Annotated in this window: 19 protein-coding genes and 1 pseudogene; 18 read left to right on the top strand and 2 right to left on the bottom strand. The window is 73.0% G+C overall.

The genetic code is table 11. The annotated features are described in order from the left end of the window. From AB0H81_RS31470 to AB0H81_RS31400, 15 genes are all read left to right on the top strand, one after another. Positions 1 to 1,907 (top strand): penicillin-binding protein 2 (locus AB0H81_RS31470; protein ID WP_358381801.1); only part of this gene is annotated, 1,907 nt, incomplete at its 5' end. Positions 1,908 to 1,947: 40 nt separating this feature from the next. Beyond that, a complete protein-coding gene (locus AB0H81_RS31465) occupies positions 1,948 to 3,480 on the top strand; it encodes a UDP-N-acetylmuramoyl-L-alanyl-D-glutamate--2,6-diaminopimelate ligase (protein ID WP_358381799.1) in 1,533 nt (510 codons plus the stop codon). Then, complete coding sequence (gene murF, locus AB0H81_RS31460) at positions 3,477 to 4,994, top strand: UDP-N-acetylmuramoyl-tripeptide--D-alanyl-D-alanine ligase (RefSeq protein ID WP_358381797.1); 1,518 nt, start codon at positions 3,477 to 3,479, stop codon at positions 4,992 to 4,994. Before AB0H81_RS31465 ends, murF begins: the two co-directional genes overlap by 4 nt. Further along, positions 4,991 to 6,046 (top strand): phospho-N-acetylmuramoyl-pentapeptide-transferase, encoded by a 1,056-nt coding sequence (mraY, locus tag AB0H81_RS31455; protein WP_358381795.1) that lies wholly within the window; start codon positions 4,991 to 4,993, stop codon positions 6,044 to 6,046. The genes murF and mraY overlap by 4 nt, the downstream gene beginning before the upstream one ends. Positions 6,047 to 6,086: 40 nt before the next feature. Beyond that, on the top strand, positions 6,087 to 7,478 hold the full coding sequence (murD, locus tag AB0H81_RS31450; protein ID WP_358381793.1) for a UDP-N-acetylmuramoyl-L-alanine--D-glutamate ligase: 1,392 nt from the start codon (positions 6,087 to 6,089) through the stop codon (positions 7,476 to 7,478). 77 nt (positions 7,479 to 7,555) lie between these two features. Next, positions 7,556 to 8,776 carry a putative lipid II flippase FtsW gene (ftsW, locus tag AB0H81_RS31445; protein WP_358381805.1) on the top strand — a complete coding sequence of 407 codons (1,221 nt, stop codon included), beginning with the start codon at positions 7,556 to 7,558 and terminating at the stop codon, positions 8,774 to 8,776. A 64-nt stretch (positions 8,777 to 8,840) separates the two neighbouring features. Next, the gene (murG, locus tag AB0H81_RS31440) at positions 8,841 to 9,917 is read left to right on the top strand and encodes an undecaprenyldiphospho-muramoylpentapeptide beta-N-acetylglucosaminyltransferase (protein WP_358381791.1); all 1,077 of its coding nucleotides are present in this window, start codon (positions 8,841 to 8,843) and stop codon (positions 9,915 to 9,917) included. Further along, the gene (murC, locus tag AB0H81_RS31435; protein ID WP_358381789.1) at positions 9,914 to 11,314 is read left to right on the top strand and encodes a UDP-N-acetylmuramate--L-alanine ligase; all 1,401 of its coding nucleotides are present in this window, start codon (positions 9,914 to 9,916) and stop codon (positions 11,312 to 11,314) included. Before murG ends, murC begins: the two co-directional genes overlap by 4 nt. Before the next feature lie 144 nt (positions 11,315 to 11,458). Further along, positions 11,459 to 12,121, top strand: a complete 663-nt coding sequence (locus tag AB0H81_RS31430; protein ID WP_358381787.1) for an FtsQ-type POTRA domain-containing protein — start codon at positions 11,459 to 11,461, stop codon at positions 12,119 to 12,121. 380 nt (positions 12,122 to 12,501) lie between these two features. Then, positions 12,502 to 13,905 (top strand): cell division protein FtsZ, encoded by a 1,404-nt coding sequence (gene ftsZ, locus AB0H81_RS31425; RefSeq protein ID WP_358381785.1) that lies wholly within the window; start codon positions 12,502 to 12,504, stop codon positions 13,903 to 13,905. A 294-nt stretch (positions 13,906 to 14,199) separates the two neighbouring features. After that, on the top strand, positions 14,200 to 14,892 hold the full coding sequence (locus AB0H81_RS31420; RefSeq protein ID WP_358381783.1) for a YggS family pyridoxal phosphate-dependent enzyme: 693 nt from the start codon (positions 14,200 to 14,202) through the stop codon (positions 14,890 to 14,892). Between the two features lie 138 nt (positions 14,893 to 15,030). Beyond that, the gene (gene sepF / locus AB0H81_RS31415; protein ID WP_358381781.1) at positions 15,031 to 15,531 is read left to right on the top strand and encodes a cell division protein SepF; all 501 of its coding nucleotides are present in this window, start codon (positions 15,031 to 15,033) and stop codon (positions 15,529 to 15,531) included. Positions 15,532 to 15,611: 80 nt separating this feature from the next. Then, complete coding sequence (locus tag AB0H81_RS31410; protein ID WP_358381779.1) at positions 15,612 to 15,902, top strand: YggT family protein; 291 nt, start codon at positions 15,612 to 15,614, stop codon at positions 15,900 to 15,902. A 106-nt stretch (positions 15,903 to 16,008) separates the two neighbouring features. Further along, the gene (locus AB0H81_RS31405; RefSeq protein ID WP_358381777.1) at positions 16,009 to 16,881 is read left to right on the top strand and encodes a DivIVA domain-containing protein; all 873 of its coding nucleotides are present in this window, start codon (positions 16,009 to 16,011) and stop codon (positions 16,879 to 16,881) included. 42 nt (positions 16,882 to 16,923) lie between these two features. Further along, a complete protein-coding gene (locus AB0H81_RS31400) occupies positions 16,924 to 19,200 on the top strand; it encodes a hypothetical protein (protein WP_358381775.1) in 2,277 nt (758 codons plus the stop codon). A gap of 113 nt (positions 19,201 to 19,313) precedes the next feature. On the opposite strand, the gene ileS is transcribed toward AB0H81_RS31400, so the two are convergent. Beyond that, a complete protein-coding gene (ileS, locus tag AB0H81_RS31395) occupies positions 19,314 to 22,460 on the bottom strand; it encodes an isoleucine--tRNA ligase (protein ID WP_358381773.1) in 3,147 nt (1,048 codons plus the stop codon). A 454-nt stretch (positions 22,461 to 22,914) separates the two neighbouring features. On the opposite strand from ileS, the gene AB0H81_RS31390 reads away from it, so the two are divergent. The 3 genes from AB0H81_RS31390 to AB0H81_RS31380 are packed head-to-tail and all read left to right on the top strand — an operon-like array spanning position 22,915 to position 24,766. After that, entirely contained in the window at positions 22,915 to 23,304 is a 390-nt protein-coding gene (locus AB0H81_RS31390; RefSeq protein WP_358381803.1) for a TraR/DksA C4-type zinc finger protein, read from the top strand. Next, positions 23,268 to 23,840: a signal peptidase II gene (gene lspA / locus AB0H81_RS31385; protein ID WP_358381771.1), complete on the top strand. Its 573-nt coding sequence runs from the start codon at positions 23,268 to 23,270 to the stop codon at positions 23,838 to 23,840. The genes AB0H81_RS31390 and lspA overlap by 37 nt, the downstream gene beginning before the upstream one ends. Then, a complete protein-coding gene (locus AB0H81_RS31380) occupies positions 23,837 to 24,766 on the top strand; it encodes an RluA family pseudouridine synthase (RefSeq protein WP_358381769.1) in 930 nt (309 codons plus the stop codon). Before lspA ends, AB0H81_RS31380 begins: the two co-directional genes overlap by 4 nt. Before the next feature lie 110 nt (positions 24,767 to 24,876). On the opposite strand, the pseudogene AB0H81_RS31375 reads toward AB0H81_RS31380, so the two are convergent. Further along, positions 24,877 to 25,417, bottom strand: a pseudogene (locus AB0H81_RS31375) (hypothetical protein); the annotation flags it as partial.

Genomic DNA, 25,417 nt, shown 5'->3' with positions numbered 1-25,417 from the left:
GCCCGCTCGCCCGCGGCCTGGGCGCGCTGCTCTCCCGCATGCCCGGAGCCCCCGACGGCTGGGACCCGGACGGCCGGGGCCCCGGGCGCGACGGGGGAGGGCGTGACGGCGGGGGGCGCGGCGACGGTCCCGGATCGGGGCGCAGGCCGCCGTCCCGCCCCGCCCGGCCGCCCGTCGTGCTGCGCCTCGGCAGCCCGCGCCGGCGCATCAACGTCGGCCTCATCGGCATGACGTTCATCCTGTCGATCTTCGCCGGCCGCCTGATCCAGATGCAGGGCCTCGACTCCAAGGTGTACGAGGCGCAGGCCGCCAGGCAGCGCCTGCAGACCCAGCAGATCCCCGCCAAGCGCGGCACGATCACCGACGTCAGCGGCCATCCGCTGGCCGTCACCTCCGAGGCGCGCGAGATCGCCATCGACCCCAGCGTGGTACCCCCGACCGCGCGTCCCGCGGTCGCCCAGGCCCTCGCCGCCCACCTCGGCAAGACCGAGCAGGAGATGGCCGCCAAACTGGCCGAGACCGGCACCCGCTACCAGCTGCTGGCCAGGGACGTCGATCCCGCCGTGGCCGCCCGCCTGCTCAAGGGCGGCGTGCCCGGCCTGACGGCGAAGAAGACCTACCGGCGGCTCTATCCGGCGGGCGACCTGGCGGGCAGCCTCATCGGGTTCGTCGGCGACGAGGGTAAGGGTCTCGGTGGCATCGAGGCGGCCAGGAACTCCCTGCTGGCCGGCCGCGACGGCGAGCAGCGGGCCGAGACGGGCCGCGACGGCCAGCCCATCCCCATGACCAGCACCCAGCGCACCGCTCCGGTCGACGGCCGCGACGTGCGGCTGACCATCGACCGCGACATCCAGTGGGCCGCCCAGCGGGCCATCGCCGAACAGGCGAAGGAGGCGGGCGCGAGCAGCGGCACCGTCATCGTCATGGACGTGCGGACGGCGCAGATCATCGCCATGGCCAACGCCCCCGAGCTCGACCTGAACAACTGGGGCAAGGCCCCGCCCGGCCTGTACGTCAACCGGGCCGCCGCCGACGTGTTCGAGCCCGGCAGCACCAACAAGGTCATCACGGCGGCGGCGACCCTGGAGGCCGGCGTGGTCAGCCCCGACACGGTCTTCCAGGTGAAGGACAACATCAAGTGCGCCGACCGGGTGCTGCGCGACGCCCACCCGCACCCGCCGGAGTCGATGACGTTCCGCGAGGCCATGGCGCAGTCCAGCAACGTCGCGACCATCATGGCCGCCCGCAAGATCGGCAGCGAGCGGCTCTACCGCATGCTCAAGGCGTTCGGCTTCGGCGCGACGCCCGGCGGCGGCGTGCCGGGCGCCGGCGCGGGACTGCTGCCCGACTACAAGACCTGGTCCGGCAGCCAGAGCTGCACGGTCGCCTACGGCCAGGGCGTGTCGGTGACCGCGCTGCAGATGGCCAGCGTGTACCAGACGATCGCCAACGGCGGCGTGAAGATCGAGCCGCAGATCGTGGCCGGTACGACGGATGCTTCGGGGAGGTTCGTCCCGTCCGCCTCGGGCAAGAGGACCCGCGTGGTCAGCGAGAGGACGGCCAAGGAGATCACCACCATGCTGGAGGCCGCGGTGAGCGCCCAGGGCACGGGCGAGCTCGCCGCGATCCCCGGTTATCGGGTGGCGGGCAAGACGGGCACCGCGGACCGCTACGATCAGCAGTTGGGCCGTTACGACGGATACACGGCCTCGTTCGTGGGGTTCAGCCCCGCCGACGCCCCCCGGCTGGTGGTGCTGTCGGTGCTGCAGAACCCGAAGAACGGACACTTCGGCGGGCAGATCGCCGCGCCCGTGTTCAAGGATGTGATGACGTTCGCCATCAAGAGCAGGAAGATCCCGCCCACGGGTTCCACCGCGCCCGCGGTGCGGACGCGCGCGGGACAGTGACCAGGGAGGGTACGCTGCCGCCGTGCGTCCCCCGTCGTCTATGCGTCCAACGACCAGTCCGCCCCGCCCGCTGACCGGGCTGGCGACCATGCTCGACGCCGAGTCCGGCTCGGCGAGGTCGCCCCACGCCGCGCTGACCGGTGTCACCATCGACTCGCGCGAGGTCCAGCGCGGCGACCTGTACGTGGCCCTGCCCGGCAGCACGACCCATGGCGCGGCCTTCGCGGCGCAGGCCATGGCGCGCGGCGCCGCCGCCGTCCTCACCGACGAGGCGGGCCGCGAGCAGGCCGTCGCGACCGGGCTGCCGGTGCTGGTCGTGCCCCACCCGCGCGCCCTGCTCGGGCAGGTCGCCTCCTGGGTGTACGGCCAGCCGGCCCACGACGTCCAGGTGCTCGGCGTCACCGGCACCAGCGGCAAGTCCACCACCACGTTCCTGCTGGAGGCGGGGCTGCGGGCGGCCGGGCACACCACGGGCCTGGTCGGCGGCGTCGAGATCCACGCGGGCGACCTGGCGTTCCAGCCGCGGCTGACCACGCCGGAGGCGTCCGAACTGCACGGCCTGTTCGCCCTCATGCGCGAGCGGGGGGTGACGGCGGCGGCCATGGAGGTCTCCAGCCACGCCCTGGCGCTCGGCCGCGTCGACGGCGTCTTCTACGACGTGGCGCTGTTCACCAACCTGTCGCAGGACCATCTGGACTTCCACAAGGACCTCGACGACTACTTCTCCACCAAGGCCCGGCTGTTCCAGCCGGAGATGTGCCGGGCGGGCGTCACCAACCTCGACGACCCGCACGGCCGGGAGCTGCTGACGCGGGCCAAGGTGCCGATGACGACGTTCTCGGCGCTCGGCAACCCGGAGGCGGCCTGGCGGGCGCTCGACACACGGCTCGGCGCCGACGGCAGCGCCTTCCGCGTGGTGGGCCCCGGCGGGGTCGAGGCCGACGCGCAGATCGCGCTGCCCGGCCCGTTCAACGTCGCCAACGCGCTCGGCGCCGTCGTCACCCTCGTCGAGGCCGGCGTGCCGCTCCAGACGGCCGTCCACGGCATCGGCACGATGACCGGGGTGCCCGGCCGCATGGAGCGGGTCACGGGCGCGGACGACGACTTCCAGGCCGTGGTCGACTACTCCCACAAGCCAGGCGCGGTCGAGTCGGTGCTGACGTCCCTGCGGGAGGTCACCGCCGGGCGGCTCACGGTGGTGCTCGGCTGCGGCGGCGACCGTGACACGGGCAAACGGCCCCTCATGGGCGAGGCCGCGGCCCGGCTGGCCGATGTGGCGATTTTCACCAGCGACAATCCCCGTTCGGAGGATCCGCTGGCCATCCTGGCCGCCATGATGGACGGAGCGCTCCGCGTTCCGCGGCACGACCGCGCTCATGTGATCATTGAGCCTGACCGCGCGGCCGCGATCGAGCTGGCGGTCGGCCGGGCCGGCCGCGGCGACGTGATCGTGGTGGCGGGCAAGGGCCATGAGCAGGGTCAGTACATTTCAGGCGAGGTGATCCCCTTCGACGACCGCGAGGTCGTCGCCCGGGCGATCGACGCACGCAAGGAAAGCAGGAAGCACGCATGATCCCGTTGCCTCTGGCCAGGATCGCCGAGATCACCTCGGGGGCCCTGTCGGGCATGGCCGACCCCCGCGCGGTGGTCCGCGGCCCGGTGGTGATCGACTCGCGGGACGTCCGACCGGGATCGCTGTTCGTCGCCTTCAAGGGCGCGCGCGTGGACGGTCACGACTACGCCGCCCAGGCGGTCCGGGCCGGAGCCGTCGCGGTGCTCGCGAGCCGGGCGGTCGACGCCCCCGCGGTCGTGGTGCCCGACACCGCCGCCGCGCTGGCCGCCCTGGCCACCGCGCAGAGCGCGGCGCTGCCCGGCGCCACCGTGATCGGCGTGACCGGCTCGGCCGGCAAGACCACCACCAAGGACCTCCTGGCCCGCCTGACGGCCCGCATGGGGGCCACGATCGCGCCGGTCGGCTCGTTCAACAACGAGATCGGCCACCCGCTGACCGTGCTCCGGGCCGACCACGAGACCCGGTTCATGGTGCTGGAGCTGAGCGCCCGCAACATCGGCCACATCCACGCGCTGACCCGCATCGCGCCGCCCCGCATCGGCGTGGTCCTCAACGTCGGCACCGCCCACCTCGGCGTGTTCGGCGGCAAGGAGGCCATCGCCAAGGCCAAGGGCGAGCTCGTCGAGGCGCTGCCGCGCGACGGCGTCGCGGTGCTCAACGCCGACGACCCGCTGGTGCGCCAGATGGCCGCGCGCACCGAGGCGCGCGTCACGCTGTTCGGGCGCGCCCCGGAGGCCGCCATCCGCGCCGAGGACGTCACCTTCGACGAGCGCGGGCGGGGCTCCTACACGCTGACCACCCCGTCCGGCTCCGCCAGGATCTCGCTCCAGCTGTACGGCGAGCCGGCGGTCGAGAACTCCCTGGCCGCCGCCGCGGCGGCCTACGAGCTGGGCCTGCCGGTCGCGACCATCGCCGCGGAGCTGAGCGAGGCGACCCCGCGCAGCCGCTGGCGCATGGAGGTCACCGACCGGCCCGACGGCGTCACCGTGATCAACGACGCCTACAACGCCAACCCCGACTCGATGCGGGCCGCGTTCGCCGCGCTCGGCACGCTGGGGCAGGGACGGCGGCGCTTCGCCGTCATCGCCGCCCTGCGCGAGCTGGGCGAGGACGCCGCGGAGCTGAACAACGACCTGGGCCGCCTGGCGGGCGGCGCGGGCCTGTCCGGGCTGGTGGTCGCCGGCCCCGAGGCGGGCCCGGTGCTGGAGGGGGCGTTCGCGGCGGCCGGCCGCGGCGGCGCCCCGGCCGCGGCGACCGGTGGTGACGGGGCCCCGGCCGCGTCCCGGGAGACCCCCACCCACCCGGGGGACATGTCCGCAACCGGGGACATTTCCGGAACGGACGAGATGTCTGGAACGGGCGAGACGCCGATCGTGCACGTGCCCGACGCGGAGGCCGCCGCGGCGCAGGTGTCGCAGTGGCTGCGGCCCGGCGACGTCGTGCTCGTCAAGGGGCCCCGCGCGATGAGCCTTGAGAGGACGGCCGAGCTGCTGCTCGGGGGTGCCACCCAGTGACCGACATCATCATCGCCGGCGCGGTGGGACTCATCCTGTCGATGCTCGGCACCCCCCTGGCCATCCGGCTGTTCTCCCGTCGCGGCTACGGGCAGGAGATCCGCGAGGAGGGCCCGTCCGGCCACTACGACAAGCGTGGCACCCCCACCATGGGCGGCACCGTCATCGTGCTGGCCTCGCTGCTGGCCTACGGCGGCTCCCACCTGGCCACGCTGGCGCCGCCCACCGTCTCGGGCCTGCTCGTGCTGTTCCTCATGACCGGCCTCGGCGCGGTCGGCTTCCTCGACGACTTCATCAAGATCTACAAGCAGCGCAGCCTGGGCCTGCGCAGCGGCGCCAAGGCGCTGGGCCAGCTCGTCGTCGGAGCCATCTTCGCGGTGATGGTGACGCAGCAGGCCAACGTCTACGGCATCACGCCCGCCGAGCCCCGCCTGTCGTTCCTGCGTGACTTCGGGCCGTCGATCGGCATCGTCGGGTTCACCGTCTGGGTGCTGATCATGATCGTCGGCTTCTCCAACGCGGTGAACCTCACCGACGGCCTCGACGGTCTGGCCAGCGGCGCGACCGGCGTCGTGCTCGCCGCGTACGTGCTGATCGGCAACTGGCAGCTGCGCAACAACTGCATCGACCAGCTCGGCCCCAACTGCTACTGGGTGCGCGACCCCCTCGACCTGGCCGTGGTGGCCGCCGCCGTGCTCGGGGCGCTCATCGGCTTCCTGTGGTGGAACGCGCCCCCCGCCAAGATCTTCATGGGTGACACCGGGTCGCTCGCGCTGGGCGGCGTGCTGGCCGGCCTGGCCATCGCCACCCGCACCCAGCTCCTGCTCATCATCCTCGCCGGCCTGTGCGTGATCATCACCCTCTCGGTCATCATCCAGGTGGGCTTCTTCAAGATGACCGGCAAACGGGTGTTCCGGATGGCGCCGCTCCAGCACCACTTCGAGCTGAAGGGCTGGGCGGAGACCACGATCGTGGTCCGGTTCTGGCTGATCGCCATGCTGTGCGCCGCGCTCGGCCTCGGCCTGTTCTACTTCGAGTGGATGCCCCGATGACCACCGCCAGACCGTCCGCCCCGGTGAGGAGGGCCGCCACGTGACCGGGCTCACCTGCGTCGCCGGGCTCGGCGTGTCCGGCACCGCCGTCGCCGAGGTGCTCGCGGCCCGGGGCGAGCGGGTCGTGGTCGTGGAGGCCGTCGAGGGGGAGCGGCAGCGCGCCGCCGCCGCCGGCCTGGCCGCGCTGGGCGTCGAGACCCGCTTCGGCGCCATGGACCTGCCCGAGGGCGTCACCCGGCTGGTCACCACGGGCTGGGCGCCCCACCACCCGCTGATCGCCGCCGCTCTGCGGGCCGGCGTCGAGGTGGTCGGCGAGGTCGAGCTGGCCTGGCGGCTGCGTCCCGCCGGCGCGGCCCCCTGGCTCGCCCTGACCGGCACCAACGGCAAGACCACCGCCGTGCGCATGCTCACGTCCATCCTGCTGGCCGCCGGCCGCAACGCCCTGGCCGTGGGCAACGTCGGCGAGCCCGTCATCCGGGCCGTCACCAGGACGGGCGACGAGGCGGGAGGAGAGCGGTACGACGCGCTGGCCGTCGAGCTGTCCAGCTTCCAGCTTCACTGGTCGGGCTCCCTGGCGCCGCTGGCCGCCGCGGTCCTCAACGTCGCGCCCGACCACCTCGACTGGCACGGCTCCATGGAGGAGTACGCCGCCGCCAAGGGCCGGATCTTCGAGCGCGCCGGCACCGTCGTCTACAACGCCGACGACCCCGAGGCCGCGCGGCTGGCGGAGCCGTACCCGGAGGCCGTCGGCTTCACGCTGCGCGTGCCGCGGCCCGGGCAGGTGGGCGTGGTCGAGGACCTCCTTGTGGACCGGGCGTTCGTCGCCGACCCGGTGGAGGCGGCCGAGGAGCTCGCCACGCTGGCCGATGTACGCCCGCTCGCCCCGCACAACGTCGCCAACGCGCTGGCCGCCGCCGCGCTCGCCCGCGCCGCCGGCGTGCCGGCCTCCGCCGTGGGCCAGGGCCTGCGCGACTTCACGCCCGACCCGCACCGCCTTCAGCACGTCGCCCGCCTCGGCGAGGTGGACTACGTGGACGACTCCAAGGCCACCAACCCGCACGCCGCCGCGGCGGCCCTGTCGGCCTACCCGTCGATCGTGTGGATCGCGGGCGGACAGCTCAAGGGCGCCGACGTGGACGAGCTGGTGCGCCGGGCCGCGCCGAGGCTGCGCGGGGCGGTGCTGCTGGGCGCCGACCGCGGCGTGATCGCCGAAGCACTCGCGCGACACGCCCCGGATGTCCCCGTCGTGGACATCTCCGCCCAAGACACTGGTGCGATGGACGAAGTCGTCACCGAAGCCGCCCGTCTGGCCCGCCCGGGTGACACCGTGCTGCTCTCGCCGGCCGGCGCGTCGCTCGACATGTTCGCGGGGTACCCGGCACGGGGGGAGGCCTTCGCGCGTGCCGTACGCGGGCTGAAGGCCGCCACGTGAGCGCCACCACCGAGGACCGGCCGCGCCAGAGCGCCGTCGAGGGACCGTCGGGCTGGGCCCGCGAGCAGCTCGCCGCGCTGAGGGAGCTGCTGGGCAAGCCGCTGACCACCTACTACCTGATCCTCGGATGCAGCGCCCTGCTGCTCGCGCTCGGGCTGATGATGGTGCTGTCGGCCTCCAGCATCGAGGCGATGCAGAAGACCGGTAACCCGTTCTCGTGGTTCATCAAGCAGTCGTTCTCGGCCGCGCTCGGCGTGCTGGTCATGTGGGCCTGCTCCCGGCTGCCGCACCGGTTCTTCCGGTGGGCCGGCTATCCGCTCATGGCGCTGTCGATCATCGCGCTGGTCATGGTGCTGTTCATCGGCTCGTCCGAGCTCGGCGCGCAGCGGTGGATCTACGTCGGCCCGCTGACCCTCCAGCCGTCCGAGCCGGCCAAGCTGGGACTCGCGCTGTGGGGCGCCGACCTGCTGGCCCGGCGGGCCCGGCACGGCCGCATCGAGTGGCGGCACATGCTGATCCCGCTCATGCCCGGAACGGCCATCCTGGCCGTCATGGTCATGCTCGGCCGCGACCTCGGCACCACGCTCGTGCTGTTCATGATCTTCCTGGCGCTGCTGTGGGTGGTGGGGGCGCCGATCAAGCTGTTCGGCGGCATCCTGTCGCTGGCCGTGCTCGCGGCGATCATCATGATCAAGGTCGAGCCGTACCGGATGGCGCGCATCGGCGCGTTCCTCGACCCGTGGGCCGACGCGCAGGGCGCCGGCTACCAGGCGGTGCAGGGACAGATCGCGATGGGCTCCGGCGGCTGGTTCGGGCTCGGTCTCGGCAGCAGCCGCGCCAAGTGGAGCTGGCTGCCCCACGGCGAGAGCGACTTCATCTTCGCCATCCTCGGCGAGGAGCTCGGCCTGATGGGCACCCTGGTCGTCGTGGCGCTGTTCGGCCTGCTCGGGTACGCGGGGCTGCGGGTCGCCACCCGGGTCAACGACGCGTTCGTCCGGCTGGCCGCCGCCGCGATCGTGGCCTGGATCGCCGGTCAGGCCATCGTCAACATGGGCGCCGTCCTCGGCGTGCTGCCCATCACCGGCATCCCGCTGCCGCTCGTCTCGTACGGCGGGTCGGCCCTGCTGCCCACGCTCGCCGCGCTCGGCATGCTGCTGTCGTTCGCCAAACGCGAGCCCGGCGCCCGGGAGGCCCTCGCGGCCCGTGGCCCCGGACCGGCCGCCCGGGCCCTAAGCTGGCTGGGCCTGGGACGCGCCGCCCGAGCCAGATCCAGGGCCGGGAGCGGCGCCCGGCGCTGAGGCGCCGCGCGGCCGGGCAGGACGTGAGAGACGGGACGCTGGGGCACGACGTGAGGGAGTGGACATGAGGGTGGTCCTCGCCGGGGGCGGGACGGCCGGCCACATCGAGCCGGCGCTCGCCCTTGCCGACGCGCTGCGCCGCCTCGACCCGGGCGTCGGCATCACGTGCGTGGGCACCGAGCGCGGCCTGGAGACGCAGCTCGTCCCGGCCCGCGGCTACGACCTGGAGCTGGTGCCGGCCGTGCCGCTGCCCCGGGCGCTCACCCCGCGGCTGCTCACGGTGCCCGGCCGGCTGGCGGGCGCCGTCAACGCCGTCGCGGCCGTCCTCGACCGGGTCTCCGCCGACATCCTCGTGGGTTTCGGCGGGTACGTCGCCACGCCCGCCTACCTGGCCGCCAAGCGGCGCGGCCTGCCGATCGTGGTCCACGAGGCCAACCCGCGCCCCGGCCTGGCCAACCGGCTGGGCGCGCGGCTCGCCGAGCACGTCTTCAGCGGCTTCCCCGAGCCGGCCCTGGCCGGCGCCGCCTACATCGGCACGCCGCTGCGCCGCGAGATCGCGACCCTCGACCGGCTCTCCACGGGCGACAAGGCCCGCTCCTGGTTCGGGCTGGAGAACGACCGGCCCACGCTGCTCGTCTTCGGCGGCTCCCGGGGCGCGAGGTCGCTCAACCAGGCGGCGCTGGCCGCCGCCCCCGCCCTGCGCGCCGCCGGGATCCAGGTGCTGCACGTGCTCGGGCCGAACAACGTCCCCGACCACGAGCCGCCGCCCGGCGACCCCCAGTACGTCCTGCTGCCCTACGTCGACCGCATGGACCTCGCCTACGCCGCCGCCGACCTCGCCCTGTGCCGGGCCGGGGCGCTGACCTGCGCCGAGCTGACCGCGGTCGGGCTGCCCGCGGCGTACGTGCCGCTGCCGCACGGCAACGGCGAGCAGCGCGTCAACGCCGAGCGCATCGTGGCGGGCGGCGGCGGGCTGGTGACCGACGACGCGGAGCTGTCCGCCCAGTGGATCGTCCACCACGTGCTGCCGATCCTGCGCGACCCCGAGCGGGTCGCCGTCATGTCCGAAGCGGCCTCCCGACTCGGGCGCAAGGACGCCGATATCATGCTCGCGAGGAAAGTCTTGGAGATAGCCGGATGAGTCTGGTCAAGCTGGTCGACCCCATCGCCACCGAGGACCTGGGCCGGGTGCACTTCATCGGCATCGGCGGCGCGGGGATGTCGGGCATCGCCCGCATCCTGCTCAAGCGCGGCGTGCGCGTGTCCGGCAGCGACGCGCGCAGCAGCGACCTCGTGGGCGAGCTGCGCCGGCTCGGCGCCACTGTGCACATCGGGCACGCCGCCTCGCACATCAAGGACGTCGACACCGTCGTCGTCTCCACCGCGATCCGCGACTCCAACCCCGAGCTGGGCGAGGCGCTCAAGCAGGGACTGCGCATCATCCCGCGCGCCGCCGCGCTCGCCTCGGTGATGGCCGGCCGCACGGCCGTCGCCGTCGCCGGCACCCACGGCAAGACCACCACCACCTCGATGCTCACCGTGGCGCTGCAGAAGTGCGGCGCCGACCCGTCCTACTGCGTCGGCGGCCAGCTCGTCACCACCGGGCTCGGCGCCGACGAGGGCTCCGGTGACGTGTTCGTCGCCGAGGCCGACGAGAGCGACGGCTCGTTCCTCATGCTGGCCCCCGACATCGCCGTGGTCACCAACGTCGAGGCCGACCACCTCGACAACTACGGCGACCCCCGCGCCGTCCACGACAGCTTCGCCCGCTTCAGCGAGCGGATCGGCTCGCTGCTCATCGCCTGCGCCGACGACCCGGGCGCGGCCGGGCTGGCCGAGGCCGCCCGGGCGCGCGGCCTGCGGGTGCGCACGTACGGTGAGGCGGGCGACCTGCGGGTGACGGACGTGCGGCCCGACGGGTTCGGCACGCGCTTCACCGTCGAGGGACGCGGCGAGGTCCGGCTGGCCGTGCCCGGGGCCCACAACGCGCTCAACGCCAGCGCGGTGATCGCCGTGGCCGACGAGCTGGGCCTGCCGTTCGAGGAGATCAGGGACGGGCTCGCGGCCTTCGGCGGGGCCAAGCGGCGCTTCGAGGCCAAGGGCGAGGCGGGCGGCGTCGCCGTGTTCGACAGCTACGCCCACCACCCGACCGAGCTGGCCGCCGACCTGCGGGCCGCGCGCGACGTGGTGGCCTCCTACTCCGGCGACGGGCGGGTCGTCGCGATCTTCCAGCCCCACCTGTACTCGCGCACCCGGTTCTTCGCCGACGACTTCGGCACGGCGCTCGGGCTGGCCGACGAGGTGATCGTGCTCGACGTCTACGGCGCCCGCGAGGACCCCGAGCCGGGGGTGTCGGGCGCGATGGTCGCGGGCCGCGTGCCGCTGCCCGCCGAGCGGGTCGCGTACGCGCCCGACCGCTCCGCCGTCCCGGGGCTGGCGGCCTCCCGCGCGCGGCCGGGCGACATCGTGCTCACCATGGGCGCCGGGGACGTGACGGAGCTCGGCCCCCAGATCCTGACGGAGCTCTCCGGCCGCTGACGCCTCCCTCGGAGGACCGCCGGACGCGTCAGGGGCGGTGCGGCCGGGGCGCCGCGCGCTGGGCGCGCCTCGGGCGGCGCGGGCGGGGACCGGCGTAGGTTCGGTGCCGTGATCGGGTCGGATGGCCGTGGAGCCGGGAGAGTGATGAGGGCGCGGACGGCGTTGCTGGTGCTGCTGACCGTGGGCGTGGTCGGCGTCGCGGCGTGGCTGGTGTTCTTCTCGCCCGTCCTGGGCGTCCGCTCCGTGGAGATCGTGGGAAATCTCACAGTGCCCGAGGACCGGGTGAAGGAGAAGGCGGCGGTGCCCTCCCTGCACCCGCTGGCCACGGTCGACCTGGAGGAGGTCGAGGCCCGGGTCCTGGGCCTGCCGCAGCTCGCCACGGCCAAGGCCGAGCGGGTCTGGCCGGGGACGCTGCGCATCCGGGTCACCGAGCGCCGGCCGGTCGCGTCGCTGCCCGTGGGCGGCCGGGCGGCACTGGTCGACGCGCACGGCGTGGTGATCGAGGTCAGGGACCTGGCCCCGGCGTGGCTGCCGGTCCTCAAGGTGGACCGGCCGGCCGCGGGCGATCCCGCGACGATGGCCGCGCTCAAGGTCGTGCAGTCGCTGCCCGGCTCCCTGGCGGGCAGGGTGCGCGAGGTGAGCGCCACCACGGCCGAGGGCGTGTCGCTGGAGCTGACCGACGGGCGCACGGTCTTCTGGGGCGGCGCCGAGCGCGGCGAGGAGAAGGCGCGCATCCTCGCGCGGGTGCTGGGACGCAAGGCCGACGTCTACGACGTCAGCTCGCCGGACGTGGTGACCCTCAAGTGATCTTATCGCGGCGCATCTGGTAATGATCCTTACCGGTGGCCGGAAGCGGGCGTTTCCGCCGTCCGATCAGGGCGGGCGCGAGAGGTTCGCCGCGCCTGTGCGCGCCGGCGGCCCGGCCGTGAGAGCCTGTACGCGGGACGTGCGGCGGAGGAGTGCCCCGACCTGGCGAGACCACAGAGCGAAACGGACAGCCCGCGACACGCCGGACGTGCTTGCGGCGCGGTTAGTTGACCCGCCCGGAGCGTACTCCTACTGTCCGTATCAATCCTCAGGTTGACATAAATCTGAATCTCAACTTGAGGTTGAGACTTACTCGAACTGAAGAACGCGGAGACATCCGCACCGAAATGGCAAGTAAACGAGCGGAAAGGCCCCTCGTCGTGGCAGCACCGCAGAACTACCTCGCGGTCATCAAGGTCGTCGGCATCGGCGGCGGCGGAGTCAACGCCGTCAACCGGATGATCGAAGAGGGACTCAAGGGCGTCGAGTTCATCGCGATAAACACCGACGCCCAGGCGCTGCTGATGAGTGACGCCGACGTCAAACTCGACGTGGGCCGCGAGCTCACGCGCGGACTTGGCGCCGGCGCCAACCCCGACGTGGGGCGCAAGGCGGCGGAAGATCACCGTGAGGAGATCGAGGAGGTCCTCAAGGGGGCCGACATGGTCTTCGTGACGGCCGGCGAGGGCGGCGGCACCGGCACGGGCGGCGCGCCCGTCGTGGCCAACATCGCCCGCTCGCTCGGCGCCCTCACCATCGGCGTCGTCACCCGGCCGTTCAGCTTCGAGGGCCGGCGCCGCGCCATGCAGGCCGAGGCCGGCATCGAGACGCTGCGCGACGAGGTCGACACCCTCATCGTGATCCCCAACGACCGGCTGCTGTCGATCTCCGACCGGCAGGTGAGCGTGCTCGACGCGTTCAAGGCGGCCGACCAGGTGCTGCTGTCCGGTGTCCAGGGCATCACCGACCTGATCACCACGCCCGGTCTGATCAACCTCGACTTCGCCGACGTCAAGTCGGTCATGTCCGGCGCCGGTTCGGCGCTCATGGGCATCGGCCACGCGCGCGGCGACGACCGCTCGGTCGCGGCGGCCGAGATGGCGGTCTCCAGCCCGCTGCTGGAGGCCAGCATCGACGGCGCCCACGGCGTGCTGCTGTCGATCGCGGGCGGGTCCGACCTCGGCCTGTTCGAGATCAACGAGGCGGCCCAGCTCGTGTCCACAGCCGCGGCGCCCGACGCCAACATCATCTTCGGCACGGTCATCGACGACGCCCTGGGCGACGAGGTGCGGGTCACCGTCATCGCCGCCGGCTTCGACGACGTGCCTCCGCCGGTGGAGAAGCTGCCGCGCCCGCAGAACCGCCCCGCCGCCCCGGCCGCGCCGCCGGTCTCCTCCCCGGTACGGCCCAGCGTCGCCCCGCCGACCGTGAAGGCCGAGCCCGCGCCCCGCGCGGAGCCCCGGCCGGAGCCGCGCATGGAGGCCAGGCCCGAGCCGAGGAGCGACTTCCGGCCCGAGCCCCGTCCCGAGGTGAGGCCCGAGCCGCGGCCGGAGCTGCGGGCCGAGCCGATGCGGCCCGTGGAGAGCGTCCCCGAGCCCGCGCCCGACCCCGAGCCGGTCGTGGCCGAGGAGCCGCCGGGCCCCGTCTCGATCCCGCGGCCCACGCCCGAGCCGGCCAACCCGCCCACCCCGATCACCTCCCGCATGTCGGAGCCGGCCAAGCGCCGCCCGGTCGTCTTCGAGGAGCAGGAGGAGGAGCTCGACGTCCCCGACTTCCTCAAGTGACCGTCGCGCCCTCGCCGCTCCGCTCCCGTTCCAGGGGACGGCGGAGCGGCGCCGCTGTGTGCGGGGCGCCTCGGGGGAGGCGGGAGGGCCCCCGGGCCATGGTGGGTGACGGCCATGAGACCTTTCCGTACGCGGGGTCGTCCGCGTGGCGCGCCGTACGGGGCGGTCGTGATGATCGGCCCGGTCGGCGGGACGGGACGGGCACCGGGCATGATGGGGGCCTGCGGGGGCCGCGAAGGCCCCATGACTGAGGCGGGACGGGCAGGGCAGTCCTGAGGGGAAGGGACAGGCGCGATGAGGCGGGACGAGATCGCGGCCGGACTGGCCGACGTCGAGCAGCGGATCATGGACGCGTGCCGGGCGGCCGGGCGCGACCGCGGCGAGGTCACCCTGATCGCCGTCACCAAGACCCGCCCCGCCGAGGACGTGCGGATCCTGGCCGGGCTGGGCGTGCGCGACGTCGGCGAGAACCGCGACCAGGAGGCCGCACCCAAGGCCCACGAGCTGGCCTCCCTCTCCCTGACCTGGCACTTCGTCGGCCAGTTGCAGACCAACAAGGCGCGCTCCGTCGCCGGGTACGCCGACGTCGTCCACTCCGTCGACCGCCTGCGCCTGGCCTCCGCCCTCAGCAAGGAGGCCGGGCGGCTGGGCCGGGAGATCGGCTGCCTCGTCCAGGTGTCCCTGGACGACGACCCGGCCCGGGGTGGTGCGCTCCCGGCCGACGTGCCGGCGCTGGCCGACGAGATCGCCGCGCTCGACCACGTCTGGCTCGGCGGTGTCATGGCCGTGGCGCCGCTGGGCGAGGACCCGGGCAAGGCGTTCGCGCGGCTGCGCGAGGTGGCGCAGGCCGTCCAGGAGAGCCACCCGCGCGCAACCATGATCTCGGCGGGGATGAGCGAGGATCTGGCGGAGGCCGTCGCGCACGGCGCGACACACGTGCGGATCGGTACGGCGTTGCTCGGCCGTCGCAAGCCCTTCGTCAGGTAATGTCCCCTCAAGTGGGCTTCAGGCCCGCGCATCCAGTAGAGGTCGATCAGCGGTGAGCTTCAAGGGGGTACGGCTACCGCCTCGGGCGCTGCGACAGGCCCGAGCGAGTGCGACCATGAGCAGGAGGACGACGTAGCGATGGCCGGCGCGATGCGCAAGATGGCGGTCTACCTCGGTCTCGTGGAGGACGACCGTTACGAGAGGTACGACACCTACCCGGACGAGTACGCCTACGAGGACGAGGCCCCCCGCACCGGCGAGGAGCGGCCCGTGACGGTCCAGGACCGCGACGAGGAGACCGACCCGGGCGTCCCCGCGCCCCGGCCCGCCACGGCCGTCCTGGAGCGCCGTACGACCGATCTGGCCCGCATCACCACGCTCCACCCCCGCACCTACAACGAGGCGCGGACGATCGGCGAGCACTTTCGTGACGGCACCCCCGTCATCATGAATCTGACCGAGATGGTTGACAGCGACGCCAAGCGCCTGGTCGATTTCGCGGCAGGTCTGGTCTTTGGCCTACACGGCAACATCGAACGTGTTACCAACAAGGTGTTCCTGTTGTCCCCTGCCAATGTCGAGGTGACCGCCGAGGACAAGGCTCGAATCGCGGAACGCGGGTTCTTCAACCAGAGTTAGAGTCTCTGTATGCCTATCGCACCCGACCGGGTCTCGCCGAGGCCCCCAGGGCACACCAGAAGGGGAGGCGCGGCCAGCCCGTGGCGATCGTAAGTCAGATCTTGGTCGTCGTCCTGTCGCTCTACCTGGTGCTGCTCATCGGCAGGATGATCTTTGAGACGGTTCAGGCCTTCGCCCGCCAGTGGCGACCCTCCGGGGTCGTACTGGTGCTGGCCGAAGCCACATACACCGCAACAGACCCACCCCTCAAGTTCCTCCGCCGTTTCATTCCTCCGCTCCGGTTGGGTACGGTGGCCTTTGACCTAAGCTTCACAGTCCTCTTCATCGTCGTCCTGCTCTTGATCCAGATCGTTGGATGGATGGGCCGGTGACGGGGACCGCGGGGCACAGGTCGAGATCCAACTCGTGTCCGCGCTGAAGTGATTCGGGATCCCCGTCCCTCCGGACAGACTCCAAGCGCGCCAAGGAGACCAAAAGATGCCGCTGACGCCCGCTGACGTGCGGAACAAGCAGTTCAGTACCACCCGGTTGCGGCCGGGCTACGACGAGGAAGAGGTCGACGCCTTCCTCGACGAAGTCGAGGCCGAGCTTGACCGCCTGATCCAAGAGAACGAAGAGCTGCGCGCCAAGCTGGGCGAGTGCCTGCGCGGGAAGGTGCCGGGCGGCATGAACATGCCCATGGCCTCCGCGCCGGTGCAGGAGCAGCCCAAGCCCGAGATGATGGCCCCCCCGCAGCCCGAGCCCATGCGGGCGCCGGAGCCGCAGCCCCAGCCCCAGCCGGTCCCCGTGGCCATGAACATGCCTCCCGCCGAGGACAACATGGACACCGCGGCCCGCGTGCTCGCCCTGGCCCAGCAGACCGCCGACCAGGCGATCGCCGACGCCCGGCGCGAGGCCGACGAGACCGTCACCCGCGCCCGCCGCGAGGCCGACGAGATCCTCACCAAGGCCCGCCGCCAGGCCGAGCAGGTCATCGGCGACGCCCGCGCCCGCGCCGAGACGCTGGAGCGCGACGCGCAGGAGCGCCACCGCCAGGCCATGGGCTCCCTCGTCCAGACCCGTGACGAGCTGGAGCGCAAGGTCGAGGAGCTGCGCAGCTTCGAGCGCGAGTACCGCAGCCGCCTCAAGCTCTACCTGGAGAACCAGCTCGCCGAGCTCAACGTCTCCGCCGAGGGCAGCGGTGCCTTCCCGGTGATGTCGGGTGGTCCGGCGGCCGCCGCTCCGGCCCTGTCCCACGCGGTGCCCCAGGGTGCTCAGCAGCCGCTCCCCGGCGGCCCGAGCCCGTTCGGCGGCGACGGTCCGCAGGGTGCTTTCCCCGGCGGTGACGGTCCTCACAACGACCGCCGGTAAAGTAACGGGTCGACCAGGCCCGTCACTTCGAAAGAGCCCTCTGTGATCCTCATCAGCGCTGGTTTGGTGCTCGCGGCGGTCGTCTTGCTGATCGCGGGCTTCGTCCTGGCCAAGGTGTACCTCATCATGTGGTCCATCGTGGTCAGCGTGCTGTCCGCGCTGTTCCTGGTGATCGGGGCGTTCCTTCGGCGTCACGAGCTGTTCCCCAGTGGTGGGCGGGCCGCCCCTCCGGTGGGCCACCTGCCGCCCGGCATGCCGTACGGCCAGACCGGCCCGACGGGCGTGCCGCAGACCGGCCCGACGGGAGCGTCGCCGTCCCCGCGTCCGCGGGTGCAGCAGACGGCGACCGTCCCCGCGTCCGCCCCCCTCCGCGTGCCGGCGACGGGGATCTCCCCTGACGCGCTCGTCCTGGTGATCCCGGGACGCAAGCGCTACCACGTCGCGGGGTGCCGCCAGCTGGTCGGCCGGGATCACGAAGAGCTCACCTACGAGGAGGCGCGCGAGGAGGGCTTCACGCCCTGCACGACGTGCCTGCCCGACGCCGCCCTCGGCGGACGGCAGCTCCCCCCCGCCGCCGACTCCGAGGCCTCCGCCGGATCCGCGACGTCGTCCGCCCCCCCGGCGTCGTCCGGTCCTTCCACCTCCAGCGGCCCCGCGGTCTCCACGGGCAGCCGCGCCGAGCCGGCCGGTCCGGGGGAACCCGACGACTCCTCGGCGTCCACGCGGATCCTGCGCCCGCCGGCCCCCACCGGCACGGGCCGTCCGCCCGCCGCGCCGAAGCCCGCCGCGCCCCCCGCGAAGGCTTCCACCCCCGGCACGGACCCTGCCGCCAAGCCCGGCCCCGGACGCCCCTCCCAGTCCGCTTCGGACCCCGGCTCCAAGCCCGGCCCCGGACGCCCCTCCCGGCCCGCCTCCGACTCCGGCCCCAAGCCCGGCGCGAAGCCCGGCCCGGCCGACCCCGCCACGTCGGGCTCTGCCGCGTCCGGTTCGGCCGCGTCCGGCTCGGGTGGTTCGGCCGCCTCCGCCAAGCCAGGTTCGGCCGCGTCAGGTAAGCCCGGTTCGGGCTCGTCCTCCGAGCCGTACGCGTGGTTCGCTCGTCCGGCGGCCGGCGAGGAGCCGACCGGCGACGACACGACCGGCAAGGACACGACCGGCAAGGACACGCCCGAGAAGACCTCCGGCGACGACGCCTCGCCTGCCCCCTCCAAGGGCGTCCCCGTCAAGGACGTTTCCGGCAAGGACACCCCTGGGAAGGACGCCGCCGAGAAGGAGACGCCCGGCAAGGACGGGCCCGGCAAGGGAGCGGGCGGCTCGGCCAAGGGCGGCCCGGCCAAGGGCGGGCCGGCCGCGAGACCTTCGGCCGCCGCTCCCGGAGCGGACTCCGGTGACGACGAGGCCGACGACCAGCAGACTTCTCCGTCGGTGGCGTTCACCCCGGCCTCGCGCGGCCCCAAGGCGCCCGCGGGCCGGTCCGGCCCCGCGGGTTCCCGCCCGGGCGAGGCGACCCAGATCTTCCCGGTCCGCTCCGAGGGGATCGCCCGGCCCGCCAGTGGCGCGGAGGCCAAGGACCGGACGCTCGAACGGCCTTCTGCGGCCGACGACCGGACGCGGGAACGGCCTTCGGAGGCCGACGACGAGCAGGGGCCGGAGACCCGGCCGCAGCGCGCCGTGTCCGCCACCGGTGAGCCGGTCGAGTCTCCCGCCCGCAAGACGGGGGCGCGAGACGTCCCGGCCCGGCCCGCGTCGGCCTCCGAGCCCTCCGCGAAGCCGAAGGGCCCCCTCCCGGGCAGCGCCTCCTCGAGTTCCAAGACCCCGGCCTCCGGCGACGCCTCTTCAAGCTCCAAGGCCTCCGCCTCGGGCGGCTCCTCCTCGGGTGCCAAGAGCCCGGCTTCCGGCGGCTCCCCTTCGGGCGCGAAGGGGCCGGCCTCGGGCGGCCCCGGCGGGCCGTCCGCTCCCAAGCCGTCCACAACCGTCTCCAAGGGCTCGACAGCCGTCTCCAAGGGCTCGCCGGCCGACGCCGAGGACTCCACCGCGGACGCCAAGGGTTCGACGCCCGGCGCCAAGGTCACGGGTGCCAAGGAGACCTCTGGCGGGGCCACGGAGGCGTCCACCGGCTCCAAGGGCGGGTCCGGCGGGGGCGCTAAGGGGTCGGCCACGGTCAAGGTGATCGAGGGCACGAGCCGTTACCACGCCACCGCCTGCCCCCTCGTCCGAGCCGTGGGAGACTCGGGCGTCCTGGCCATGCCCCTGGCCGAGGCCGAGGAGGCCGGGCTGACGAGCTGCTCGGTCTGCCGCGACGACGACGCCACCGACGACTGACCACCGCACAAGGCGCGACCCTCAAGGCGTCCGGCACCACAGGCGGCGGGACACCCCGAAACCACGGAAGGCGGGGCACCCCCTCAAGGGGCGCCCCGCCTTCGTCGGTTCGCTCAGACGCGCCGGAGCTGGAAGGTCAGGCCCAGGTCCGCGTCCTCGTGGACCGTCAGCCCGTCCTGCGCCCCCTGCGTGACGGACGTGGCCAGGACCTCCTCCGCCACCAGCGATCCGCCCGCCGCCAGGGCGGCCGTCAGGTCGGCGTTGGAGGACGTCCACCACAGGGCGATCCGGTCCGTGATCGACAGGCCCGACGCCTTGCGGGCCTCCTGCACCAGGCGGATCACCTCGCGCAGCAGCCCGGCGCGGCGCAGCTCGTCCGTGAGCTCCAGGTCGAGGGCGACCGTCTCACCGGTGCCGGTGTCGATCGCGCCCGTCTCCACGGCCCAGCCGGAGCGCGGCTGCTCGGTGACGATCACGTCGTCGGGGCCGAGGGTGACCTCGCCCAGCTCGCCGGCCTCCAGCGTGACGGTGCCGCCGCCGCGCAGCGTGCGGGCCACGGACGCGGCGTCGGCGGCGCCGACCGCCGCGGCCACCACCTTGGTCTGCGAGCCGAACCGCTTGCCGAGCGCCCGGAAGTTCGGCTTCACCGTGTACGACACGAGGTCGGCGCTGAAGCCGGACATGTCCTCCAGCGCCTGGACGTTCAGCTCGTCGGCGATGAGGTCGCGCAGCTCGGCCGGGAGGGCCGGCCAGCCGTGCGCCCCGACCAGGGCCCGCCGCAGCGGCTGCCGGGTCTTGACGCCCGAGGAGGCGCGGGCCGAGCGGCCCAGCTCCACCAGGCGGCGCACCAGCGCCATCTGCTCCGACAGCGCCGGGTCCAGCAGCTCCTCGCGGGTGACCGGCCACGACGCCAGGTGCACCGAGGCGGGGGCGTCCTCGCCGCGCAGCACGTCCCACAGGTAGTCGGTGACGAACGGCGCGATCGGCGCCATCAGCCGGGTGACGGTCTCCAGGCACTCGTACAGCGTCGCGAACGCCTCCCGCGAGCCCTGCCAGAAGCGGCGGCGCGAGCGGCGCACGTACCAGTTGGACAGGTCGTCGAGGAAGTCGGCCAGGCGGCGGCCCGCCCGCTGCGTGTCGTACTCGTCGAGCGACGCCGTCACCTCGGCGACCGTGCGGTGCAGCTCGGCCAGCGCCCACCGGTCGAGCAGCGGACGCTCGGACACCGGCGGCGCGGAGGCCAGCATCGCGGGCGACCACGATTCGGCGTTGGCGTACAGGGTGCAGAAGGAGGCGGTGTTCCAGTAGGTCAGCAGGACCTTCCGGACGATCTCCTCCAGCGCGTTGTGGCCGACGCGGCGGGCCGCCCACGGCGAGCCGGAGCAGGCCATGAACCAGCGCAGCGCGTCGGCGCCGTGCTCGTCCATCAGCGGGATGGGCTCCAGCACGTTGCCGAGGTGCTTGCTCATCTTGCGGCCGTCCTCGGCCAGGATGAGGCCCAGGCACAGCACGTTCTCGTACGACGACTGGCCGAACACCAGCGTGCCGACGGCCATGAGCGAGTAGAACCAGCCGCGCGTCTGGTCGGTCGCCTCGCAGATGAACTGCGCCGGGTAGACGCCCTCCGGCTTGCCCCGCGCGCCCCACTGGGCGAACGGCATCGAGCCCGAGTCGTACCAGGCGTCGATCACGTCCGGCACCCGGCGCGCCTCCGCCCCGCAGTCGGGGCAGGCGAAGGTGACGTCGTCCACGTACGGGCGGTGCGGGTCGAGCGCGGAGACGTCGCGCCCGGCGAGCGTGCCCAGCTCCTCCAGCGACCCGACGCAGGTGACGTGCGACTCGTCCTCGCCGCACACCCACAGCGGCAGCGGCGTGCCCCAGTAGCGGGAGCGCGACAGCGACCAGTCGACGTTGTTGCGCAGCCACTCGCCGAACCGGCCCCACTTGATCGTGTCGGGGTACCAGTTGGTCGTCGCGTTCTCGGCCAGCATCTGGTCCTTGACCGCGGTGGTGCGGATGTACCAGGACGGGAGCGCGTAGTAGAGCAGCGCGGTGTGGCAGCGCCAGCAGTGCGGGTAGCTGTGCTCGAAGTGGCCGCCGCGGAACAGCAGGCCGCGGGCCCGCAGGTCCTCGGTCAGCTCCTCGTCGGCGTCCTTGAAGAACCGCCCGCCGACCATGGGGACGTCGTCGAGGAAGCGCCCGTCGGGGCCGATCGGGTTGACCACCGGCATGGCGTAGCGCTTGGTCACCGCGAGGTCGTCGGCGCCGAACGCCGGGGCCTGGTGGACCAGGCCGGTGCCGTCCTCGACCGTCACGTAGTCGCCGAGCACCACGTAGTGGGCGCCGGGGATGTCGACCAGGTCGAACGGCCGGGTGTAGGAGGTGCGCTCCAGCTCGCGGCCGGTGAAGCGGGCCACCTCGGTGGCGCCGTCGCCCAGCACCGGCAGCAGCGGCTCGGCCACCACCAGCACCTCGCCGTCGGCGGTGCGCGCGGCGACGTAGGTCACGTCGGGGTGGACGGCGACCGCGGTGTTGGACACGAGCGTCCACGGCGTCGTGGTCCAGATGAGCAGCGAGGCGCCCAGCTCGGCCAGCCGCCCGGAGGTGGCGGGCATGCGGACGTAGACCGACGGGCTGCTGACGGTCTCGTAGCCGCCCGGCTGGCCCAGCTCGTGGTCGGACAGGCCGGTGCCGCAGCGCGGGCAGTACGGCGTGATGCGGAAGTCGCGGAACAGCAGGCCCTTGTCGAAGACGACCTTGAGCGACCACCAGACCGACTCGATGTACGACGGGTCCATCGTCCGGTAGGCGGTGGACAGGTCGATCCAGTAGCCCATGCGCTCGGTCATCTGCTCGAAGGCGTCGACGTGGCGCAGCACCGACTCGCGGCACTTGGCGTTGAACTCGGCGATGCCGTACGCCTCGATGTCCTTCTTGCCGGTGAGGCCGAGCTCCTTCTCGATGCCGACCTCGACGGGCAGGCCGTGGCAGTCCCAGCCGGCCTTGCGCGGCACGCTGAACCCCTGCATCGACTTGTAGCGGGGGAAGAGGTCCTTGAAGACGCGGGCCTCGACGTGGTGCACGCCGGGCAGGCCGTTGGCCGTGGGCGGGCCCTCGTAGAAGACCCAGGCGGGGTTGCCGTCGTTCTGCTCGACGGAGCGCTCGAAGACCTTCCCGTCCCGCCACCGTTCGAGGACCTCGCGCTCGAGCGCGGGCAGGTCGACCTGCGCGGGAAGAGAGCGGAAACTAGGGGAAGACATCTGGGGCGCGCCTCCACGCGTTCACTGTCGGACAGGATGCGTGAAGGGACGAAGCCGTGCGGCTCCGCGGTACCACCCTTCTTGGCCCCAGGAGTGCGGGGCCCACTTCATTGGTCTGCTGCCGGTTCTAATGAGCTCCGGGGAGCCGTTCTTCCGGCGGCTCCGGGGTGATGTCCCTCACATTTCGGGGGCCCCATCGACGCCTTGCAGATTCACACCATAACGCAGAGCGCGGCCCGGGTCTTCCCGGTTTCCCTGGTGAGGTCCCTGCCTCCGGTACGGAAGTCGTAAACGGCGACAAAGTTGCGGGAATGGAGTGGCTGTCGGAGGAGTTGAAGGCGCGCGGCGGGATAGTACGGGAGAGGTAAACGGGACGGCGGGTCGTTTGCCGTTCCGTTATAGGGCACCTAAGCTGCCCGCACCACTCATGGCCTTGATCAGCATGGAGGCACTCATGGCGGCAGTCACGCAGACCACCACTCCCTCGATGTGGTCGGACGAAGAGCTGGCCGAGGTACGCGGCACGCTGCGGCGCGAGATCGACGAGCTCAACGCGGACATCCGCCGTCATGAGTCCGAGATCGCCTCGGGTGATGTGACCCAGGGCGCCGGTGACGACCAGGCGGACGCCGGCGCCAAGACGTACGAGCGGGAACGCGAGATCGCCCTTACCCTGAATGCGCGCGACCTCGTCGCGCAGAACGAACGTGCGATCGCCAGGATCGACGCAGGGACCTATGGAGTGTGCGAATCGTGCCACAAGCCGATCGGCAAGGAGCGCCTGCAGGCGTTCCCGAGGGCGACGCTGTGCGTGGCCTGCAAGCAGAAGGAGGAGCGCCGGTAGCGAGGCGGCGCGCCCGTCTCGTCGTCGTCCTCGTCGCGCTGGCGGCCGTCGTCTACGTGGCCGACCTCGTCAGCAAGACGGTGGTGCTGCGCACGCTTGAGGGCAAGGCGCCGCTCGTCGTCATCCCGGACGTCCTGCAGTTCCGGGTGATCTTCAATTCCGGTGCCGCGTTCAGCATCGGCACCGGAATGACGATAGTCTTCACCTTCATCGCCGTCGGCGTCGTGGTCGCCATCATCCGCACGGCCCGCAAGCTGCGCAGCCTGCCCTGGGCGATCACGCTGGGGCTGCTGCTCGGCGGGGCGTTCGGGAACCTGACCGACCGGCTGCTGCGCTACCCGTCGGGGTTCGGCAGGAGCAGCCAGTTCCAGGGGCACGTGGTCGACTTCATCGAGGTCCTGCCCGGGCACTTCCCGGTGATCGACTACTTCCCGGTGTTCAACGTGGCCGACTCGGCCATCGTCTGCGGCGGGATCCTGGCCGTGGTCCTGGCCTGGCGCGGCTACCAGATCGACGGAACGAGGGAGGGCAAGTGACCGAGCGGCGCAGCCTGCCCGTGCCCGACGGGCTGGAGGGCGAGCGTTTGGACGCCGCCCTGTCCCGGTTGTTCGGCTTCTCCCGCACCCGGGCGGCCGAGCTGATCGGCGCCGGCGAGGTGACGGTCGACGGCCGCGAGCCCGCCAAGTCCGACCGCGTCCAGGCGGGCGCGTGGCTGGAGGTCACGCTGCCGCCCCCGGTCACCACGCCCATGCCCGTCGCCGAGCCGGTGCCCGGCATGCGGATCGTGTACGAGGACGACGACATCGTCGTGGTGAACAAGCCCATCGGCGTCGCCGCGCACCCCACGGTCGGCTGGACCGGCCCCACGGTGCTCGGCGGGCTGCTCGGCTCCGGGCACACGATCGCCACCGGCGGCGCCGCCGAGCGCCAGGGCATCGTGCACCGCCTCGACGCCAACACCACCGGCGCCATGGCCGTCGCCAAGAGCGAGCACGCCTACTCCCACCTCAAGCGCGCCTTCAAGGAGCGCACGGTCGACAAGCGCTACCACGCGCTGGTGCAGGGCCACCCTGACCCGTTCCGGGGCACGGTGGACGCCCCCATCGACCGGCACCCGTCGGGCGACGGCCGGTTCGCGGTCGTGGCGGGCGGCAAGCCGTCGGTCACGCACTACGACACGATCGAGGCGTTCCGGGCGGCGTCGCTGCTCGACATCAAGCTGGAGACGGGCCGCACCCACCAGATCCGGGTGCACATGTCCGCGCTGCGCCACCCCTGCGTGGGCGACCTGCTGTACGGCGCCGACCCCACGCTGGCCGCGCGCCTCGGCGTCGGGCGGCAGTGGCTGCACGCGGTGTCGCTCGGGTTCGAGCACCCGTCGAGCGGCGAGTGGATGTCGTTCCAGACCGACTATCCGGAGGACCTGCAGAAGGCCCTCGACATCGTCCGCGCCGAGTCCTGATCTCCGAGTGCTGGTCTCGGGGTCCTGGTCTCCGGGTCCCGATCTCGGGGCCCTGGGCTCCGGCGTCCGGACGGCCGGGCCCGCGGTCGCGAGCCCTCCAAGCGAAGGCGTCAGGCCTTCGCGGTCTCGACCTTCCTGCCTTCCTTGGGCTTCTTCTGCTGCTTGACCGAGCGGCCCGTGCCGGCCGGGTCCACCTGGCCGGGCTCGCGCGCCTGCTGGTCGTCACCCGTCTTCGACTTGCCGGGCGTCGGCTTCTTGGTCGCCTTGTCCGTGGGCTTGGCCGTCGGCTTCTTGGTCGGCTTCTTGGTCGGGGTCTGGGTGGGCTTCCTGGTGGGCTTCGTGGGCTTGGCGGTGGGCTCGCGCGTCGGCCCCGACGTGGGCTCGCGGGAGGTGGGGCCGCCGGTGGGCGCGGTGCCCTGCCGTACGGGCCGCCTGCCGGAGGGGGTGGCCGGCGTGGCCGTCTCGCGGTCGGTGGCGGGCTCCGTGCCCGGCCCCTTGGTGGGCGCGGACGGGACCGCCGAGGAGACCACGGCGGGAACCGTCGCGGGCGGACGGGTGTCCCGGGCCGGCTGGTTCGTCCACCAGGCGGCGCCGCCCGTGAGGACGGCGACGGCCGCGGCCCCGGCGACGAGCGCCGCCAGCGGCGGCCTG

The organism is Nonomuraea sp. NPDC050691, assembly GCF_040654455.1.
Classification (GTDB): Bacteria; Actinomycetota; Actinomycetes; order Streptosporangiales; family Streptosporangiaceae; genus Nonomuraea.
The sequence above is the reverse complement of the archived record's forward strand: the minus strand, read 5'-3'. Positions and strand labels throughout refer to the sequence as shown.

What these genes read in the sequence shown, in the direction of transcription:
- sepF (WP_358381781.1), top strand. Translation starts at nt 15,031, where the DNA reads ATGGCCGGCGCGATGCGCAAGATGGCGGTCTACCTCGGTCTCGTGGAG.
- murC (WP_358381789.1), top strand. Translation starts at nt 9,914, where the DNA reads ATGAGTCTGGTCAAGCTGGTCGACCCCATCGCCACCGAGGACCTGGGC.
- AB0H81_RS31465 (WP_358381799.1), top strand. Translation starts at nt 1,948, where the DNA reads ATGCGTCCAACGACCAGTCCGCCCCGCCCGCTGACCGGGCTGGCGACC.
- AB0H81_RS31405 (WP_358381777.1), top strand. Translation starts at nt 16,009, where the DNA reads ATGCCGCTGACGCCCGCTGACGTGCGGAACAAGCAGTTCAGTACCACC.
- murG (WP_358381791.1), top strand. Translation starts at nt 8,841, where the DNA reads ATGAGGGTGGTCCTCGCCGGGGGCGGGACGGCCGGCCACATCGAGCCG.
- ileS (WP_358381773.1), bottom strand. Translation starts at nt 22,460, where the DNA reads ATGTCTTCCCCTAGTTTCCGCTCTCTTCCCGCGCAGGTCGACCTGCCC.
- AB0H81_RS31430 (WP_358381787.1), top strand. Translation starts at nt 11,459, where the DNA reads ATGAGGGCGCGGACGGCGTTGCTGGTGCTGCTGACCGTGGGCGTGGTC.
- AB0H81_RS31390 (WP_358381803.1), top strand. Translation starts at nt 22,915, where the DNA reads ATGGCGGCAGTCACGCAGACCACCACTCCCTCGATGTGGTCGGACGAA.
- murF (WP_358381797.1), top strand. Translation starts at nt 3,477, where the DNA reads ATGATCCCGTTGCCTCTGGCCAGGATCGCCGAGATCACCTCGGGGGCC.
- AB0H81_RS31420 (WP_358381783.1), top strand. Translation starts at nt 14,200, where the DNA reads ATGAGGCGGGACGAGATCGCGGCCGGACTGGCCGACGTCGAGCAGCGG.